14 protein-coding genes and 2 tRNA genes are annotated in these 13,686 nt (G+C 55.8%); 12 read left to right on the forward strand and 4 right to left on the reverse strand.

Annotated features, from left to right (window positions below; translation table 11 throughout):
- Positions 1 to 2: 2 nt before the first annotated feature.
- Positions 3 to 1,187: a tyrosine--tRNA ligase gene (locus H7A51_03675; protein ID MCP5535318.1), complete on the reverse strand. Its 1,185-nt coding sequence runs from the start codon at positions 1,185 to 1,187 to the stop codon at positions 3 to 5.
- A gap of 89 nt (positions 1,188 to 1,276) precedes the next feature.
- Between H7A51_03675 and H7A51_03680 the strand changes: the two genes are divergently transcribed.
- The 3 genes from H7A51_03680 (at position 1,277) to rnc (ending at position 2,933) form a co-directional block, all read left to right on the forward strand.
- Positions 1,277 to 1,897 carry a hypothetical protein gene (locus tag H7A51_03680; protein MCP5535319.1) on the forward strand — a complete coding sequence of 207 codons (621 nt, stop codon included), beginning with the start codon at positions 1,277 to 1,279 and terminating at the stop codon, positions 1,895 to 1,897.
- Positions 1,898 to 2,036: 139 nt separating this feature from the next.
- Positions 2,037 to 2,111: transfer RNA gene (locus H7A51_03685), tRNA-His, on the forward strand.
- A gap of 129 nt (positions 2,112 to 2,240) precedes the next feature.
- On the forward strand, positions 2,241 to 2,933 hold the full coding sequence (rnc, locus tag H7A51_03690; protein ID MCP5535320.1) for a ribonuclease III: 693 nt from the start codon (positions 2,241 to 2,243) through the stop codon (positions 2,931 to 2,933).
- A gap of 65 nt (positions 2,934 to 2,998) precedes the next feature.
- On the opposite strand, the gene H7A51_03695 is transcribed toward rnc, so the two are convergent.
- Positions 2,999 to 3,730: a ComF family protein gene (locus H7A51_03695; GenBank protein ID MCP5535321.1), complete on the reverse strand. Its 732-nt coding sequence runs from the start codon at positions 3,728 to 3,730 to the stop codon at positions 2,999 to 3,001.
- Between the two features lie 12 nt (positions 3,731 to 3,742).
- A complete protein-coding gene (locus H7A51_03700) occupies positions 3,743 to 4,765 on the reverse strand; it encodes a CPBP family intramembrane metalloprotease (GenBank protein ID MCP5535322.1) in 1,023 nt (340 codons plus the stop codon).
- Positions 4,766 to 4,862: 97 nt separating this feature from the next.
- Between H7A51_03700 and H7A51_03705 the strand changes: the two genes are divergently transcribed.
- From H7A51_03705 to H7A51_03715, 3 genes are all read left to right on the forward strand, one after another.
- Positions 4,863 to 5,105, forward strand: coding sequence for a hypothetical protein (locus H7A51_03705; GenBank protein MCP5535323.1), 243 nt, complete (start codon positions 4,863 to 4,865; stop codon positions 5,103 to 5,105).
- A 58-nt stretch (positions 5,106 to 5,163) separates the two neighbouring features.
- Positions 5,164 to 5,871 carry a hypothetical protein gene (locus H7A51_03710; protein MCP5535324.1) on the forward strand — a complete coding sequence of 236 codons (708 nt, stop codon included), beginning with the start codon at positions 5,164 to 5,166 and terminating at the stop codon, positions 5,869 to 5,871.
- 349 nt (positions 5,872 to 6,220) lie between these two features.
- Positions 6,221 to 7,633, forward strand: coding sequence for a sulfatase (locus H7A51_03715; protein MCP5535325.1), 1,413 nt, complete (start codon positions 6,221 to 6,223; stop codon positions 7,631 to 7,633).
- 401 nt (positions 7,634 to 8,034) lie between these two features.
- Here the strand turns inward: H7A51_03715 and trmD are convergent, their stop codons facing one another.
- The gene (gene trmD / locus H7A51_03720) at positions 8,035 to 8,718 is read right to left on the reverse strand and encodes a tRNA (guanosine(37)-N1)-methyltransferase TrmD (GenBank protein ID MCP5535326.1); all 684 of its coding nucleotides are present in this window, start codon (positions 8,716 to 8,718) and stop codon (positions 8,035 to 8,037) included.
- 113 nt (positions 8,719 to 8,831) lie between these two features.
- Here trmD and lpxB point away from each other — a divergent pair, with 113 nt between their 5' ends.
- The 6 genes from lpxB (at position 8,832) to H7A51_03750 (ending at position 13,676) form a co-directional block, all read left to right on the forward strand.
- Complete coding sequence (gene lpxB, locus H7A51_03725) at positions 8,832 to 9,959, forward strand: lipid-A-disaccharide synthase (GenBank protein MCP5535327.1); 1,128 nt, start codon at positions 8,832 to 8,834, stop codon at positions 9,957 to 9,959.
- Complete coding sequence (locus H7A51_03730) at positions 9,952 to 10,833, forward strand: hypothetical protein (GenBank protein ID MCP5535328.1); 882 nt, start codon at positions 9,952 to 9,954, stop codon at positions 10,831 to 10,833. The genes lpxB and H7A51_03730 overlap by 8 nt, the downstream gene beginning before the upstream one ends.
- A 135-nt stretch (positions 10,834 to 10,968) precedes the next feature.
- Positions 10,969 to 11,041, forward strand: a tRNA-Ala gene (locus H7A51_03735).
- Positions 11,042 to 11,121: 80 nt separating this feature from the next.
- Positions 11,122 to 11,475: a ribosome silencing factor gene (gene rsfS / locus H7A51_03740; GenBank protein ID MCP5535329.1), complete on the forward strand. Its 354-nt coding sequence runs from the start codon at positions 11,122 to 11,124 to the stop codon at positions 11,473 to 11,475.
- Between the two features lie 60 nt (positions 11,476 to 11,535).
- Positions 11,536 to 11,784, forward strand: a complete 249-nt coding sequence (locus tag H7A51_03745) for a hypothetical protein (GenBank protein ID MCP5535330.1) — start codon at positions 11,536 to 11,538, stop codon at positions 11,782 to 11,784.
- 437 nt (positions 11,785 to 12,221) lie between these two features.
- The gene (locus H7A51_03750) at positions 12,222 to 13,676 is read left to right on the forward strand and encodes a hypothetical protein (GenBank protein MCP5535331.1); all 1,455 of its coding nucleotides are present in this window, start codon (positions 12,222 to 12,224) and stop codon (positions 13,674 to 13,676) included.
- Positions 13,677 to 13,686: the final 10 nt, after the last annotated feature.

A 13,686-nucleotide genomic window follows, 5' to 3' on the forward strand; every position in this document is an offset into this window, starting at 1 on the left:
ACTCAGTTGAATTTGACGGAGTGTTTTTTGCTCAGGCGGAGGATGTCTCCGGCGGCTGGGGATACGCTCGCCATGGGGTCGGTGAGTTTTTCGCCGTTGAGTTGGACGGCACCGGTGGTGATAAATTGCTTGCGAAGTTCGCCGTTGGATTTTTTGAGGTTGAAGGCCTTTTCAAAGGCGAAGGCAGCCAGGGTGATGACATCCGGGTCCGCTGGCAAGCTGGCCAGGGCAAGGTCGGTGGCACCGGCAGCCGTGTCGCGCTTTGAGAACCGAGCTTCCCACGTGGTGAGGGCATCCGTGGCGCTTGGCTCATCGTGGTAACGCGCGGTGATTCTGGTGGCGAGCTGTTTTTTAGCCTCCATCGGATGGAGTGCGGTGTCGCGCTGCTGTCCTAACAGCAGTGTGAAATAGCGGTCCATGAGGTCGTCGGAGATCGACATCAGTTTGCCGAACATTTCGTTGGGTTCCTCGCTGACGCCGACGTAATTGTGGGCGGATTTGGACATTTTCTTCACCCCGTCGAGCCCTTCGAGAAGGGGCATGCAGATGATGCTCTGCTGGAGTTGTCCCTCTTCCTTTTGCAGGTCGCGGCCCACGAGCATGTTGAATAATTGGTCGGTTCCGCCGATTTCGACATCGGACTGCAGCTCAACCGAGTCCCAGCCTTGCATGATGGGGTATTGAAGTTCGTGCAGCCTGACCTCCTTGCCTTCGGCGACGCGTTCTTTGAAATCTTCCCGTTGCAGCATTTGCTGCAAGGTCACCTGAGCGTTCAGCTTGAGGATCTGCTCGTAATTCATCTTGCGGAACCAGTCGCCATTGAAAATAATCTCTGTTTTAGCGCGGTCGAGCACCTTGAATGCTTGTTCGGTATAGGTTTTAGCATTTTCAAGAACCTCATCGCGCGTGAGCGGCGGACGGGCGGTGCTGCGTCCGGTGGGGTCGCCCACGGTGGCGGTGAAATCCCCGATCAGCAGAATGGCATGATGTCCCAGTTCTTGAAACTGGCGCAGCTTTTCGAGGGGGACGGTGTGACCGAGATGGATGTCAGGGGCTGTGGGGTCGACACCGAACTTGATACGCAAAGGGCGGTCGAGCGCGAGTTTGTCCTTCAGTTCTTTCTCACTGAGGACTTTGGCGGTTCCGGTGGTCAGGATGTTCAGGGCATCTTCGACAGAATGGGTCATGGCGCGCGGAGGTTGGAGTGATTGAGCGCGTGTGTCGAGTCGGAAGATGGGACTTTACGCACTCTCCCCAATAGGGATAGAATACCTCCATGAGTCAAGGAATGTCCCCCTACCAGCCCCCGCAATCGGAAATGCAGCCGGACACAGTGCCCTCAGCCAATGTCAGTGCGGTGCCCAAGGTCTTTGGCATTCTACATCTGGTGTTTGGTGGCCTGGGCTTGGTGTTCGGGGTCATCGGTATCGCCGGGACCGTTTTTAAAGAGAAGCTCGAAGCGATGCAGTTTGCGGCTTATCCCAAGGAGGTCCGTGAGGGGATGAGGGAAGCGATGCAACCCCTTTACGAGACCCAGAAATGGGATGTGCTTTCAGCTGCTGGCTCGTTGGTCCTGGCCGTATTGCTTATTGTCGCTGGTCTGAAGCTGGTGAAATATCGTACGCAGGGTCGAAAGATATCCAACATCTACAGTGGTTTGTCGATACTGCACAAATTGTTCGGCATTGCCATCGTGTTACTGGTCAAGGCCCCGGTCATGAGGGAAGTGGGGGAGGCACTGGAGAGGATGAGCGGCCAGACAGATGTGAACATGGGAGCCATGATGGGACCTTTTGCCATCATTTCAGGTATCGCTACTGCGGTAGTCATGATGGTGTATCCCATTCTCAGCTTCTTCATGCTAGGGAAGAAGCAGGTCCGGGACTCACTGCGGTAGCCGGGCTGACGGGCCATTCATCTCGCAGGTTGAAGGGTAAGTGCGAAATTTTTCATCCCTTGGATCATTTTTGACTTTGCAAGGTGCGGGGAATACCTTATCCCCGCGCGGCAGCCCTCTTTTCGGAGAGGTAGCGATGGTGACTGTAGCTCAGTGGTAGAGCCCCGGATTGTGATTCCGGTTGTCGCGGGTTCGATCCCCGTCAGTCACCCCATTTTTTCTGTCGCGATATTCCCGCGCATTTGTGGATAATCGTGTTGTTTCCTCCTTTTCCTCAGAGGTTTTTTTGCTAGCTTCCCGTCAGCGGGTGTGGGGGCGCCACGATAAGATATACGAACGTTCTATGCTAACACTGGAAAAGGTCATCGGTTATAAATTCAGGAATTCGCTGCTACTGGCGGAGGCTTTGACTCATCCAAGTCTGGCGTACGAAACACAGAAACCGCATTTTGACAACCAGCGTCTCGAGTTCCTGGGCGACGCGGTGATCCAACTGGTGCTCACCGAGCGACTCTATGAAATGTTTCCCGGGTTTTCGGAAGGACGACTAACCAAGTTGAGGGCGCGGCTCGTCTCGCGTGATGCCTTGCACCAGTTTGCCATTGGCATGGACCTTGGAAAATACATCATGATGGGCAAGGGGGAGGAATCCACCGGGGGGCGAGGCCGGGCATCGACTTTGGCGGATGCCTTTGAGTCGGTTATGGGAGCGGTCTATCTCGACGGCGGTCTTGACGCGGCGAGATCGGCGGTGGAAATGGTTTGTAGTCGGTGGATTGAACAAGTGGCTGAATCTCCCGAGGAAAAAAACCCGAAGGGGCAGTTGCAGGAGGAATTGCAGGCCCTGGCACCCGAGAGTCCCGTCTATCAAGTGCTTGAGGAAAGCGGTCCGGATCATAACAAGTCATTCAAGGTTTGTGTTGTGTGGAAGGACTTTCTCCTCGGTGAGGGCACCGGGAACAGCAAAAAAGACGCAGAGGCCAAGGCCGCCAGACAAGCACTTGACAAGAGAAACTGGGAGGATTTTTCCATATGAATGGAAGAATGGTGGCATCAAGTTAGTGCCGCCGATAGAGAGGAACCCGGATGGAGGGTCTAACATCATCCACGTAACAGGGTGAGGACCGCTACCCGCGATGCGCCATGCTTCATGAGTAATTTGGCGCATTCGTTGGCAGTGGACCCCGTGGTGAAAACATCATCGACCAGGATGATCTCCCTGCCATGAATGTGGGATTGATATTTTTTTCTAACTTCAAATGCTTCAGCAAGGTTTTCAAGACGCTTGGCACGACTGAACCTCGTCTGGGTTTCGGTGTTCCGGATCCGTTTCAGCGCATTGACGAGTGTCAGGCTGGTTATTTTTGCCAGGCTTGCTGCGATTTCCTCCGACTGGTTGAACTTCCTCTTGCGTAGCCTGAGCCAATGAAGTGGCACCGGCACCAGGATTCCGCGGTCGAGGTAGGGTTGGAAACGGGGGTCGTCGAGTGCTGTCTTGATCAGTCGTCCCAATTCGTCAGCGAGGTAGATCTGGCGACGGTATTTGAAATCATGCACCAGTGTCCTGCCATCGCCTTCACTATGCAGGGCGGCCCGGGCGAACTCGAAATCAAGTTCGAGGCCGTGACAGTTAGGGCAAATAAACACATCGTCGATTTTGCCGTCGAAACACTCGCCACAACGAGAACAAAATGGAGCTTCGATGTAGTGTAGCGACTCGCCACAAGGCTCACAAAGATGACGACCATGGGTCAGCGGGCAATGGCAGAGATGGCAGGTGGCCGGATAGATGAGATCCAGCAGTCGGTTTGCCTTTTGCAATAGACGGTTCAACGTTGTCGGGTGTTATGTGCGGAGTTTACGCTTTTCCTCTGAAATTTGCACGAAAACATGCACCAGCAAGCCGGTGGCAATCAGCAGGCTCAGCGGCAGCAGCCCCGATTTCCGGTCGGCTCCTATGATGACTTCCGCAGAGGCGAGGTGGTCGCCGCTGAGCTCGGTGATTATTTGGAAAATCCGGTGTACATACCCCCACCCAATGTGCAGGCCGATAGGCAGCCAGAGCGAAGCTGTCCGGTATCTGGCATACGCAAGGATGAGGCCGACCACTAACAGTGAGATGAATCCCAGTGAGAAATCTTGGGGACTCAAAAACCGCCGGGCTACCAGGGCGACCATCCTGAAGCCGGCATCGGCATCGCCGGGGTTGATGACCTTGACACCGACCGGGGGGAGCAGGAAGTGGATGGACGCATAGAACAAGGAGACGATTACGATGGCGGGTGCAGGGCGCATGGCTCGCAAAAAGATGCCAAGGATGATTCCCCGGAAGATCCACTCTTCTATGATGGCTGAAAACACAGCCGAGCCGAGGGACTCGCGGGTGACGAGCCACCAGTCGATTGGGTGCTGAAGCGAAAACCAACCTGTCATCAGCAGCAACCAGACCATCAGGGTGAGCAGGCTGCCGGTGAGTAAAAATCCCGTAACCAGATGCAGGAAAGCATGGGGGTTGCGGGTGAGCGCCTGGCCGGGATCGTGGGCGGTACAGTGTTTCGGTAATTTTATCCGCCACGGGCTGGGTCGAGGTTGACGGGTATCTTTTCCCAGCCTCATCCACATGATGAATGGCCCGGCCAGCACAAGTGCGCAGATCACCAGTGCCCGGTTGAAGTAGCGTGGAAACTCGGCATGCGCGCACTTCTGGGCCAACCAGTTCATCACGACATTGAGGTTGCGCGATTCTCCTACCTCAGCGACAAACTTACCCATGTTATACAGCCAGGGAGAAACGACGGCTGCGCTGATGAGGGTAAGGATGAAGAAGATGAGTATTTTAGTGAGGTCACTCTGGATGAGGCGTTTCACGAAGTTCATTGTCATCAATATCCTGCGTCACGTCAATGACTGGAATGGATGAAATTTCACATTCTCATCGGCTGGAATTCCGCTATAGCATGGCGCCATGCAGAAACACCAATGGAGAGAAGAAAACGAGGAAGGGAAAAAGTATTTCCGTGCCACCTATCATGCTGGCGAGTGGAAAATGTATTCCCAAATGAAGGATGATGAGGAATGGCAGCATCACGACCCGATCCCGGTGGAACTTCTGGAGAAACTCCGCGAGGTGATTTGGAACAAGTACCAGCGAGGCCGCTGCCCGCATAAGCTGGTGACCAAGATCGACAAGATGTTAGGAAAAGAGTAGTTGGGTTACCGTTCTCACATTACCCTCCCTCTCCAGACCATTTTCCCACCTCTCCAGTGTGAACAGTAATCCGCCCGCGACCCGTAATCTCCCCGTGCGCATCCTCTCCTGGATCGAAATTGCCTGGTTCTTCGTCCTCCCTTGGCTCGCCTACTGGATTGTCATCGAAAGGCTCCACCCCAACCCGGTGGCCACCGTCCTGCTCGGATGGGCCGCCCTGCTCGTCTACGACATCCTCAAAATCGGTATGGTGCTCAGCGAACAGGAGGCATCCCGCCGCCCGTTCGCGCGCCTCCTCGCCATCCTCGTTCCCACCGCCATCCTGGCCACCGCCCAGATCCTACGCGAGGGCGATCTTGGTGGATTCATCCTCGAGCTGGCCACCCTCGAGTTCACCGTCCTCGTCCTCGCCTTTCCCGCCGCCCTCATGTTTGTCAAAAACGATGAGGGATACACCGCATGGCAGGATATCGGCGCCATCCCCCTCCTTATCGCCCTCATCTTCGGATTCGGCACCTATGGTTTTGTCCTTGCATGGTGGCAAATCGCCCCCAGCTGGGATGCCCACCCGCTGCCCCTCGTTTTCCTTCTCGCCGCCGTCGCCATCGAGTTCACAAACTCCCTCCGCACCCTCAACCGCTTTGCCAAACGCACCGCCCAGCTCCCCGATATCACCACCCGCCCGGTTGTCCTCGGTATCCTGTTAGGACAAATCGTCCTCTGGTGGATCCTCCCCACCGCCGTCAATTTCTTCTCAAACACGTGACCCTGCCGTGATACGTCGGTAATGGGATAATGGAGCCGGACGAGATGCTGTGTATTTATCCAACCCGCTTCCATTTGCGCAGATCTCATCCTAACTGACTTACCTGCTTTTCCACGCTTGGCGACTAACCGAAATATCGCTCGTCGATGGCCGCACCTTGGTTCTCGATCCGACATTAACACCGTTTGCTATCACATTCAAAAAACAGCTGCTGAGAATCTCCTGCTGAGAATCTCCTTGGCACGGCGGGTGTGGGGACTAGTATCAAGCTAACATCTGCATCAATCTTGAATTGAGGAGATACCCGCGAAAACAATGTATCCACATGGCCAAAACTCATTACTCCATCATGAAACGCCACTCACTCATCACGATCATCGGATTTCTCATCATCGCCCTCGTCACTATCTCCGTTTACGCGGAAACCAAGCCCACTAACATTATCATCATCTTCACCGATGACCAGGGATACCAGGACCTCGGAGTCTTCGGGGCGGAAAAAATCAAGACCCCGAACATCGACCAGATGGCGCGCGACGGTATGCGGTTCACCCATTTCTACGCCGCAGCCTCCGTCTGCACCCCCTCCCGCGCCTCGCTGCTCACCGGCTGCTATCCGGAGCGCGTCGGTAACCTCGGGGTGCTTTTCCCGAAGATGAAGAGAGGCCTCAACCCCAAGGAGGCCACCATCGCCGAAATCCTCAAAAGCAAAGGATATGCCACCGCCTGCATCGGCAAATGGCACCTCGGACACCTGCCCGAGTTCCTCCCCACGGCGCAGGGATTCGACACCTACTTCGGCATCCCCTACAGCAATGACATGACCATCGCCGAGGGCATGCAGCTCGACAAAAATATCGTCCTCCGCAATGGCATCACTGAAAAAAACATCTGGAAGCCCGTTAGAAACCACGTCCCCCTGATGCGCGGCACCCGTGTCATCGAATACCCCGCCGACCAGAGCACCCTCACCAAACGCTACACCGAGGAAGCCGTCGCATTCATCAAACAGAACCGCGACAAGCCGTTCTTCATCTACATGCCGCACACCATGCCCCACATCCCGCTCTACGCCTCACCCAAGTTCGAGGGGAAAAGCGACGCCGGTCTCTACGGAGACTGCATCGAGGAGATCGACTGGTCCGTCGGCCAGATCCGCAAACAGCTCGCCGAGCTCGAACTCACCGGGAACACCCTCATCATCTACACCTCGGACAACGGCCCGTGGCACTTCAAGCAAAACGCCACCGACAAGGTCAAGGGCAACAAAAACCGCAAGATCGGCGGCTCCGCCAAACCCCTGCGCGGATACAAATTCGAACACTGGGAAGGCAGCATGCGCGAGCCCACCGTGATGTGCTGGCCAGGGCAAATCCCACAGGACAAAACCTGCGCAGAGTTGGCGTCCACCATCGACCTCCTCCCCACCATCGCCGCCATCACCGGCGCGCCCCTCCCGGAAAAGAAAATCGACGGCGCCAGCATCCTGCCGCTGATGCAGGGGCAGGAAAATGCCAAGTCCCCGCACAGCGCATTCTTCTACCGCACCCACGGCGTCCGCACCGACCGTTGGAAACTCATCAAGCCAAACCCCAAGGCCAAAGCATTCGCTCTCTACGATCTCAGCACCGACATCTCCGAAAAAACAGACGTCTCCAAACAACACCCGGAAATCGTCAAACAACTCACCGGGTTGCTTGACAACCATATCGCCGAGCTTGAAACAAACAAACGCCCACCAGGTAGTGCGCCTAACAAGTAATGCACCCTGCTTCCCGGTGCGTGCCCCAGAGGTTTTCGCCACGGCCCTGCGTTTCACTGCCCCTGTCCCGCGCCACCCCGTTACCTCACCCACTCTGCCGATAATGGTTTCCTTACGCGGATGAAACCGGTGTATTCGAGGGGGTATTACCTTGGGATTGGGTAGGTGCTTGCAGAGGTTCCGCGGCGCGTGAACCTTTCAGCGAAAAACGCAAGAGCGGTGCCCGGACATTGACAGAGGGAGTCGAGGAAAAAGCAGACGTGTCTCAATGTGATGCGGGTATGGGTGAAAAATTGTCTGGAGTGATTGGGGGAATTGGCGAAATCAATGGATGGACTTCCGGAATAGATTCATGCCATATGTTGTTGTCGGCTCGCGTTATTGGCCTTGACGCTCCATATTCACTCAAGAGGTTTTTTCGTCAGGTCTGGCCTGTTAGCTAGGGTGCGTTTAAGAGCCTGTTCCTTTTTCCAGATTGCAATCTTTCCGTGGTCGCCACTGAGCAGGACATCGGGAACCTTCATGCCGCGGAAATCGTTTGGTTTGGTGTAGGCCGGTGCCTCCAGCATGTTGGGGTTGGTGAATGATTCGTCCTCGGGAGACCTGGCGTCACCTAACGCACCTGGGATGAGCCGGGTGATGGCGTCCGTGACGACGGCGGCGGCGATGGCTCCGTTGGTAAGCACGTAGTCGCCGATGGAGATTTCCTCATCGACCAGCGAGTCGATCACCCGGTGGTCCACACCCTCGTAGTGACCGCAGAGGATGATCAGGTGGGAGGCGGTGGAGAGTCGCTGCGCGTCGGCCTGTTTAAACGGTTTGCCTTGGGGGGTCATCAGGATGACGCGGGTGTCGTCTTGTTTCAGATCCTCCACAGCGGCAAAGATCGGGCCGGGCATCAGCAGCATCCCTTGCCCTCCACCGCAGAGATACTCATCCGTTTTCCGGTGTTTGCCCTTGGCCCAATCGCGTAACGGGTGGGCATGAATCTCGACCAGGCCTTTTTCCCTGGCCCGGCGGATGATACTTTCGCTCAAGGGGGCGAGGGCGATTTCAGGAAACAGGGTAATGATGTCGATGCGCATGCTTTTGGGAAGTAAGATGAAAGAAGTAAGGCGCAAGATGTATTGCGTTTGAAGTTTTTTCGCAACAAGCTACGGCTGTGCCAGTGAGCGAAGCAAAACAGAAGAGCATCTACATGGTTTCCGGTGAAGTCAGCGGGGATACCCACGGGGCTTGCCTGATGGAGTCATTGCGCTCACAGGTGCCGGATGTCGTCTTTCACGGTGCCGGTGGCCCCTTGATGAAGGGGGTGGGCGGCGACGGTATCACCGACTGGGTCGAGGATGCCGCTGTGATGGGGATTTGGGAGGTCTTGAAACATTACAAGTGGTTCAAGCAGCGATTCACTGAAATGCTGGACGAAGTTGTGCAGCTGAAACCCGACGTGTTGATCCTCATCGATTACCCCGGCTTTAACCTTCGGCTCGCCCACGCGGTCAAAGAGAAGCTGGCGGCTACGCGCATCATTTACTACATCAGCCCGCAGGTATGGGCCTGGAACAAAGGCCGGATACCGAAGATGGCCGAGACCCTGGACCTGATGCTTTGTATTTTTCCCTTCGAGAAGGAAATATTTGAATCGGCCGGATTGCCCACGGTGTTTACCGGGCACCCCTTGGTGGATGAACTTGAGGAGAAACGTGAAGACCTGCCCCGTGAGCAGAACCTGATAGGCCTGTTTCCGGGTAGCCGCGAACGAGAGGTCGAACGGTTGTTTCCGATGATGGTGGAGACCGCCCGCCGGATGCACTCACACCATCCGGAGTGGAGGTTTGAAGCCGCGGCGGCCTCGGAGAAACTGGAAAAGAGGATGCGCAAGATCATCGAGGCGGGTAAACTGCCTGATGCGGCGGTGATCACTTTGCAAACCGGCACCAGTCACTCGCTGATGCAGCGTGCCACCTGTGGTGTGGTGGCCAGCGGCACGGCAACACTGGAAGCGGCCGCACTTGGCTTGCCCTACTGCCTGGTTTATAAAATCTCCTGGCCAACCTGGGTGATCGGTAAAATGCTGGTAAAGGTGGATTATATCGGCCTGGTCAATATCCTCGCCGGGGAAAAAGTGGTGGAGGAGCTGATTCAGGGCGACGCCGAGCCCTGCCAGTTGGAAAACAACCTTTCCCAGCTGATGACCGATACAGGCGCGCGCGAAAAACTGCGCGCGAAACTGATCGACACCGCCTCCATGCTCGGCGAGCCGGGTGCCCACGAACGCGCTGCCGCCGAGGTCGCGAAAATTTTGAATAACAACCAAAATGTCTGACGAAACATCAACGAAGTCACCCAGGGTCTACAAGATACTACTCATGGTTCTGCCCGTGGGGGTGGTCTTGGGAACCATCGTTTTCATGATCATGTATTTCCACCTGGAGCGGGAGGAAGAGCGAAATCATGCCGTGATCATTTCGCATGGTCTGCGTGTTTCCGATCTCGAGGACATGGTGAACAAGTTCACCGACCGCATCGGTGAGCGCGATGTGGAAACCGAGCAGGGCAGGGTGGGTATGAAGCGGGCGGAATCGATGATCGAGGGTCGGCTGGGTCCTCAAAACGTCGGATACCCCGTCAAAAAATGTGAGGGTGAGGCCGCCTACGGACTGCTTTGGAAAAGCCTGTCGGTTGAGATCCGAGGGGATAAAAAACCCGACGAGGTTGTTTTTGCAGCCGTTTCCTACTCCGGCGCGGGTCAAGTGGCCGATGCCAATGTGGTCTCCACTCTGATGATGTTGGCATCCTCCATGGCCCGGGAAGGCTGCGACCGGACGATACGCTTTGTTTTCCTTCCCATGAACCGCCCCTCCGGGCAACAAAACCGCTGGCTTGTCGATCGCTGTCTCAAGCCCGGGGAAAGCTGTGTTGGAATCATCGGTGTGAAAACCATGGATCAAACACCGGCCACCGGGGAGCCGGAGTGGCAGGTGGTCACCCCCACTCCCGCCGACCAGGCATGGTGGAAGCATCTCTCCACAGGCGCAGCGGTCGCTGCATCCGAAAGTGGGACGCCCCCTTCGGTCTGGGCAACCCATCCCGTGTTTTCACCTGCCACCTGGGTGGGGAAAAAGGAGCAGCGACTTGAGCGCACACTGGGGGTGGCCCAGGAGCTTCGGCAATGGCTTCAAAAGGCGGGTGGAGAGTAAAGCGTGCGGCATTTGGACCATGGAAATGAAATTCCGCTGAAAAAACATCTTGCCACAAGGCTCCGGGTGGGATAATTCCGCCCCGCACTCCCCGCTTTTTCCTGACTTGGAACAAGGCAGGGAGGAAGGAAATGAGGGGCATTAGCTCAGTTGGTAGAGCACCTGCATGGCATGCAGGGGGTCAGCGGTTCGAATCCGCTATGCTCCATTTCCCTCGTTTCGCAGTCACCCCACACCCTTGATACCGCCAGTCAGGCGGTTTTTTTATCTCTATACACCACATCCCCCATGGCTATCGCAGGAAAAGAACTCGCCATCGCATGCGCCCGCGCTGCGGAGGAAATGCAGGCCGAGGACATACGCGTCCTCGACCTTACCGGCGTGTCATCATTGACCGATTTTATGGTGGTTTGTTCCGGTACCTCGCTGCCGCACCTCAAGGCGGTGATGCGTGACGTCGAGAAGGAGGTCATTGAAAAATACGGCGTCCACACCGTCAATTCCGAGGGCAATGCCGATTCCCGCTGGGTGGTGATGGACTATATCGATGTGATGGTCCACATCATGCACACGGAACTACGCAACCTCTACGGCCTCGAGGATCTCTGGGCCGCAGGGAAAGAGGTTGATTGGGCTGAATAATCCGCTCTCCCATACGTCGAACCCCGTGTAGGTAATCAACCCGACACAAGGAGACAGACGATGGCTAGAAAACAGGTGGACGTATCCAGAATCTACGGACGTATCCAGTTCGTGAGAAGTTTTCCCGACTACAAAGTCAAAGTAGTCGACCACTTTCCCGATTTGAAGGTCAAGAAGGTGGATCACTTCCCGACAAAACCCGGACTGTGGAAAATAGTGAACAGTTTCCCCGACTACAAAATCCAGATCGTCAACCACTTCCCCGATTTTAAAATCAAGTACGTCGACCACTTCCCCGGTGTCCGTTGAGACCCTACTGTGTCGGAAGCTCCGGCATGGTATGTGAATAAGTTGTGCGCAAACGGCGGGTTGCTCGGCTTGAAAAGACGGTTTGTGACGTGGGGACTGCGTAGGCGGTTGATTGATCGATGTTATGGAGATCTTCCCAGTTGTCGGACCATTGTCGGGTTTACCCGGTCGATGCGAATTCCCTAACATGACATTTTTACGTTGAAATCACCTCCTTCCCCTTGAACAACAAGGGGTTTCAGGTGTTTGTCCACAATGCGACCGGAGATATCCCCAGGTTATTCACAGCGTGTCGATTGCCCCAGGCATCGCGGTCCGCGACGAATGTTGATAAGTTGGCAATAAAGCGCAGCCTGTCCATCCATGTTGTGAATAAGTTGCGTATAAACTGGGAACTATCGACTTCCTCTCCGTCGGTACTTTGCTAACATGCGTTCATGAAAATCAACCGTCGGTGGCTGGCTATGGGTGTGTTGTTGGTGCTGGTGTTTATGATGGGGAGTTTAAGTGTGGGGAAACAGTATGCGGCACACAACGGCGGGGGGAAGTCGCCGCGGGATGCGCGTGCGGCTTCGGTGGTCGAGGGGGAGCGGGCGGAGAAGAGACAGCGGTCCAGGCGCGAGCGGTCCATGCGTACCGCGGAGAGCCGTCGGGCCGCCGAGCTGAAGGTGCTGCTGGCTGCGTATCATCCGCAATGGCAATCAGATGATCCCTTTGCCTCCATGCCGATAGGCGCTTCAGAGGTCGCCCGGCTCTATGCATGGGTGATACAAACGGAGCTTTCCGAGTATCCCGATGTGATGGGTTTAATAAAAAAGGCATCCGTCAACGGGCAGGACAACGATCAGTTAGAGGCACTTCTGCTGGCGAGATGGGCGGAGCTCGATCCTGATGGTGCGTTGCAGTGGGCCACCGAACGCGAGTCGACCAAGGAGGGGGGCGATGTGCTCGAGGTCCAGATGAACCTTGCCAGGGAGGCACTGCCCTACCATCCGGAATGGGCGGTGGCGATGACCAGGTCGGCGGCACTGGAGATGATCGAGGAATACAAGAGGGGCAAGCGGTCTGATGATCCTTTTGGTGATGATCCCTTCGGTACAAACTACTTTAATTTGGACCTGGATGCATTTTACCAACGCCTCGCCATTCTGTTTCCGGGCCAACGTGAGTCTTTGAAAAACAAGTTGGGCGAGGAGATGTTCGGATATGGCCAGGACGGTTGGTATCGGGGGGTGGCGCAGTCGCTGGGAGCCGACGGGCTTGAGGCGCTTGCCCAAATCACCCGTGACCCCGAGACCGGGTTGATTGACAGCGGGGCGTTTGCCGTGATCGCCGAACAGGATTGGAAACGCGCCCAACGATGGCTGGAACAGCACGGCAGCAATGATGACCTGGATTCAACCGTGTTTCACCATGCCAGGGTGGAGGATTTTGAAAAAGCGGCCGACTGGTATTTGTCGCGGTCCGCCGACTTGGGAGAACGTGCGGCGAGGGTTTACGACGTCTTCCAAAAAATCGACGGCTACGAGGGGAGGGTCGCGTGGTTGGAGCAGATGGAGGCGAAGGGCGAGCCGGTGAACAGGGCATGGTCGGATATGGTTGCCGGCCTGATTTCAGGGGGCGCAATCGACAAGGCAATGCAACACATGCCCAAGGTGCCCGCTGATGCAAAGGCCGACTACATGAAACGGATTTACAAGCAGGCGTCGGAGGGTCACTATTTCTACGGCAAGGAGGGCTCGGTCGATTATTATACCCTCAAGGAAAACGATATGGCCTTCATCCAGGCGAACCCGGAGTGCCGTGAATACATCCGTAACGCCAACCGTGAAGCGATGGAAAAATTCAAAGAACTGCTGCACGAGGTCGAACTCCAGCTCGATGGCAGGTAGTTGCTCACGG

It is taken from the genome of Akkermansiaceae bacterium, from assembly GCA_024233115.1.
Lineage (GTDB): Bacteria > Verrucomicrobiota > Verrucomicrobiia > Verrucomicrobiales > Akkermansiaceae > Oceaniferula.

Excerpts from the sequence above, each read along its gene's own strand:
- trmD (MCP5535326.1), bottom strand. The coding sequence starts at position 8,718 with ATGCGCATCGACATCATTACCCTGTTTCCTGAAATCGCCCTCGCCCCC.
- rsfS (MCP5535329.1), top strand. The coding sequence starts at position 11,122 with ATGGCTATCGCAGGAAAAGAACTCGCCATCGCATGCGCCCGCGCTGCG.
- H7A51_03745 (MCP5535330.1), top strand. The coding sequence starts at position 11,536 with ATGGCTAGAAAACAGGTGGACGTATCCAGAATCTACGGACGTATCCAG.
- rnc (MCP5535320.1), top strand. The coding sequence starts at position 2,241 with ATGCTAACACTGGAAAAGGTCATCGGTTATAAATTCAGGAATTCGCTG.
- H7A51_03750 (MCP5535331.1), top strand. The coding sequence starts at position 12,222 with ATGAAAATCAACCGTCGGTGGCTGGCTATGGGTGTGTTGTTGGTGCTG.
- H7A51_03730 (MCP5535328.1), top strand. The coding sequence starts at position 9,952 with ATGTCTGACGAAACATCAACGAAGTCACCCAGGGTCTACAAGATACTA.
- lpxB (MCP5535327.1), top strand. The coding sequence starts at position 8,832 with ATGGTTTCCGGTGAAGTCAGCGGGGATACCCACGGGGCTTGCCTGATG.
- H7A51_03715 (MCP5535325.1), top strand. The coding sequence starts at position 6,221 with ATGAAACGCCACTCACTCATCACGATCATCGGATTTCTCATCATCGCC.
- H7A51_03705 (MCP5535323.1), top strand. The coding sequence starts at position 4,863 with ATGCAGAAACACCAATGGAGAGAAGAAAACGAGGAAGGGAAAAAGTAT.
- H7A51_03680 (MCP5535319.1), top strand. The coding sequence starts at position 1,277 with ATGAGTCAAGGAATGTCCCCCTACCAGCCCCCGCAATCGGAAATGCAG.
- H7A51_03675 (MCP5535318.1), bottom strand. The coding sequence starts at position 1,187 with ATGACCCATTCTGTCGAAGATGCCCTGAACATCCTGACCACCGGAACC.